This is a genomic window from Lutibacter sp., assembly GCF_040883305.1.
Classification (GTDB): Bacteria; Bacteroidota; Bacteroidia; order Flavobacteriales; family Flavobacteriaceae; genus Lutibacter.
The window spans coordinates 1-3,805 of sequence record NZ_JBFLKT010000079.1 but is presented as its reverse complement, the minus strand read 5'-3'; the positions used below and the strand labels follow the sequence as shown (position 1 = coordinate 3,805).

General features: G+C 31.6%; 4 protein-coding genes. All 4 read right to left on the bottom strand.

What is annotated here, in order from left to right; all coding sequences use genetic code 11:
- Positions 1-1,423: chondroitinase-B domain-containing protein (locus tag AB1Z17_RS02510; protein WP_368050214.1), on the bottom strand; the 1,423-nt coding region annotated here is incomplete at its 3' end.
- Between the two features lie 32 nt (positions 1,424-1,455).
- Positions 1,456-2,124 (bottom strand): bifunctional 4-hydroxy-2-oxoglutarate aldolase/2-dehydro-3-deoxy-phosphogluconate aldolase, encoded by a 669-nt coding sequence (locus AB1Z17_RS02505; protein ID WP_368050213.1) that lies wholly within the window; start codon positions 2,122-2,124, stop codon positions 1,456-1,458.
- Positions 2,125-2,136: 12 nt separating this feature from the next.
- Entirely contained in the window at positions 2,137-3,357 is a 1,221-nt protein-coding gene (locus tag AB1Z17_RS02500; protein WP_368050212.1) for a 6-phosphofructokinase, read from the bottom strand.
- 62 nt (positions 3,358-3,419) lie between these two features.
- A partial coding sequence (locus tag AB1Z17_RS02495) for a PfkB family carbohydrate kinase (RefSeq protein ID WP_368050211.1) occupies positions 3,420-3,805 on the bottom strand: 386 nt, incomplete at its 5' end.

Here is a 3,805-nt window from a genome sequence, read left to right as displayed (position 1 = left end):
CTTTAAGTATTGCTCCTATATTATTGTTATTTGCTCTCGAAGTTCCAAATAAATCTGATGTTATAGTTTCAAAATCATATCCATTATAGGGCTCTATTGTAGTTGAAAATTTTGAAGGTGTAAATATATTTTCTGAAATTTTCTTCAATTCAAAGCTTTCAATAATAAACCTGTCATTATTATCAAAATCAACTCCTTGATTGTTGATTACATTACTTTGAAATGTTACTCCATCTGCTTTATCGTGTTCAATAATTGGGTTTGGATCTCCAACTTCATTATAAATAACATTATTTGCAACCACAGTTCTTAGCGGTCTAGCTGAACGAATTTCAGACAACGGTAATACATCTTTTTGACTGATATTTGTTCCAACTCCAAATTGCCAAGGTGATTTACAATTTACATAGGTATTATACGCAACCACAACATCAGTTACCTGGTTGTAACGATTTAAAGGTGACTTTGGAATACCATTCATTATAGCTAACGGACTTCTAAAGTTTTCTCCAATAATGTTATAGAAATAATTATTTACAATCCAATGCCCTGTATTTACAATCCTAATTCCTCCATAATTTTTGTTTTCACCATCACCAATAAAATAATTCCCATCAATCATAGCATAATTTCCGTGACGTGTTACTACAGAGCCTTCACTTTTGTAAAAAACATTGTTTTTAATTTCGTTGAAATTAGTTTTACTAGAAATTATTTCAACCTCACCATTACATTCTTCAAACAAATTATTTGCAATAATTGTATTACTTGGAGACATAGATGTAAAACTACTTCCTAACTGAATTGTTTCACCTCTTGCACCACCTTTTCTAGGTCTTGGTCCAAAGTGATTATTTACAATTTTATGGTAATTTCTAATGCTTTCATTTCCTTTTAAATCCACTCTAACCGTTGGGCCACCGTTTGTTTTTCCTGCTAAATAACAATGATCTAATTGATTATATCTTCCGTAAAATTGCACCCATAAATCCTCAGTATCTCTCTCCAACTGGTTAAAATCTAAGATTACACAATTAGTAACACGGCAATTATTCGCAATCTGATTTTCATCAATTCTAAATGCAATTACATTTCCATTTGGTGTATGTCCATTTCTAAAAAACAACCCATCAACTACCAAATATTCTCCAGCAAATTTTAAATTTGAAACACCTTCAATAAAAACTTCTCCTGCGGTTTCTGCTCTTAAAGTAATTGGATTTTCTTTTGTACCTTTTCCTATAAATTCAATTTCAACATCTTTCCAAACACCATTTGAAAGTACTATTTCATCGCCTGGTTTTGCGTCTTTTAAAGCCGTTTTTAACTCTTCGCTATTTTTCACACTTATTAAATTACTAGACATCTCATTACAAGAGATGAACAATAAAAACAAACTAATTACAAGTAGATTCTTATACATTACTATGGTGTTTTTTTATTTTTAAGAATAATTTATTTTCTTACTTCTTTCACTAGAGCCATCGCATTTTTAACGTCTAGCTCTAATTTTGCATAATCTTTATGTGCAATAATTTCTTTTGAAATTAATTGAGAGCCCATTCCAACACAAGTAACGCCTGCATTAAACCAACCAGATAAATTTTCTTTTGTTGGCGAAACACCTCCTGTTGGCATTACACTTGTCCAAGGTTGAGGGCCTTTTATCCCTTTTACAAATTGTGGGCCGTAAATATCTCCAGGGAATAATTTTACAATTTCACAACCTAGTTCTTCTGCTCTTGCAATTTCTGTTAAGGTTCCACAGCCCGGAGACCATAATACTTTGCGTCTATTACAAACAATTGCAATATCTTCTCTTAAAACTGGTGTTACAATAAAATTTGCTCCCAATGCCATATATAATGAAGCTGCTGCACCGTCAGTAACAGAACCAACACCCATTATCATTCCAGGAAGTTCTTTAATTGCATATTTGGTTAATTCTCCAAAAACTTCGTGAGCAAAATCTCCACGAGCAGTAAATTCCATTAAGCGTGCGCCACCATTATAACAAGCTTTTAATACTTTTTTACTTAGTTCCAAATCGTTGCTAAAAAACAAAGGAATCATCCCTGTTTCTTTCATTGCTGTTGCAACTTCTATTCTTGTAAATTGTGCCATTTTAATATTTTTTTAAATCCAGTTTAATATTTTTTTGAAATCATAGATTTCTGGGTTGCTCACAAATTTCTTTGCAAGTTCGTAATCATCTTCTTTTACATAACGTAAATGATGATTCATAAATAATTGCACCATATCAGATTCTATTTCAACTAATCTTGGTGGTACTTTTCCATTTTCATCTTCAAAGTCTTTTAAATACAATGGAGAGATATCTCCGTTTGAGTTTGCACTAACTATGCAGCCTGAGGCTCCTTCATTAAATAATTTTTTAACTCCAATACCTAATAAGGTACATAAAGTTAAATCAAACGCAATTGGCTTACAGCATCTTAATTCATAGCCCAATTCTACAGGTCTTGTTTTAATATCAAATCCTATTTCTTTTAATTTTACTTGGAGTAAATAATTAAATATATGAGACTTACTAACATTACCTAATTCAGGATGTCCGTGAGCATCATATGTAAAATTGATTCCTGAATTTTTAATTTCATCTTCTTCCATAAAATGAAAAACACCCTCACTTACCAAAGCAACTCCATAATTTATATTATAAATTTTACTTTTTACTATTGAAGAAATAATTAGGTTTATAATCTTCTCAAAAGTAATAGTGGTTTTATTAAACATTTCAGGAATAATCATCATTGGATAATGGCAAGCCGAAGCGATACCAAAAGCTAAGTGCCCTGCCGATCTTCCCATCGCAGACAACACAAACCAGTTTTGACTTGTACGTGCATCTTCATAAACTGTATTTCCAATTCTTACACCTTCATCTTTAGCTGAATGAAAACCAAAAGTTGGGTTTCTATCTGGTAAAGGCAAATCATTGTCTATGGTTTTTGGAACATGAATATTAGCAACATCTAAATTGTTTTTCTTCAAAAACTTCATTAATCTGCTGGCAGTAGAAGCGGTATCATCTCCGCCAATAGTTACTAATAATTTTATATTGTATTTTGCAAAAAAGTCTACTTTAAAATCTGAATCTTTTGGTTTAAAACGGCTCATTATTAATGATGACCCACCTCTGCTAAAAATTCTGTCGGAAAAATGAAAATCTAAATATTCAATAGAAGGATTTTCAGAAAAAAGTCCTTTATACCCCTCATGAATACCTAAAACTTGATAACCATCTTTTAAAAAAGTTTTTGCTAATGTACTTATTACGGTATTAATTCCTGGAGCTGGACCTCCTCCACAAATAATTGCTATTGATTTTTTCATAATTCATTATTGAAAGCTGAGTTTAGAACTCAGCTTTCCAATATTAACCAAATTAATATTTTTTAACGAGCTACTCTACCTGAGGCATCACCGCCCATTAATTTACTTACTTCATCTACAGTAACTAAATTTGCATCTCCTTTTATGGTGTGTTTTAAACAAGATGCTGCTACTGCAAAATCTAATGCGTTTTGATCGTCTTTTGGGTATTTCAGTAATCCGTAAATTAATCCTCCCATAAAACTATCTCCTCCACCTACTCTATCTACTATATCTGTAATTTGATATTGATGTGTTTGGTACATTTTTGTACCATCATATAAAACACCTGCCCACGTATTGTGTGATGCAGAAATTGATCCTCTTAAAGTAGTTATTACTTTTTTAGCTCTTGGAAATTTTTCCATCATTTGTTCACAAACAGATAAAAATGCTTCTGCTTTTACAT

What these genes read in the sequence shown, in the direction of transcription:
- AB1Z17_RS02505 (WP_368050213.1), bottom strand. Translation starts at nt 2,124, where the DNA reads ATGGCACAATTTACAAGAATAGAAGTTGCAACAGCAATGAAAGAAACA.
- AB1Z17_RS02500 (WP_368050212.1), bottom strand. Translation starts at nt 3,357, where the DNA reads ATGAAAAAATCAATAGCAATTATTTGTGGAGGAGGTCCAGCTCCAGGA.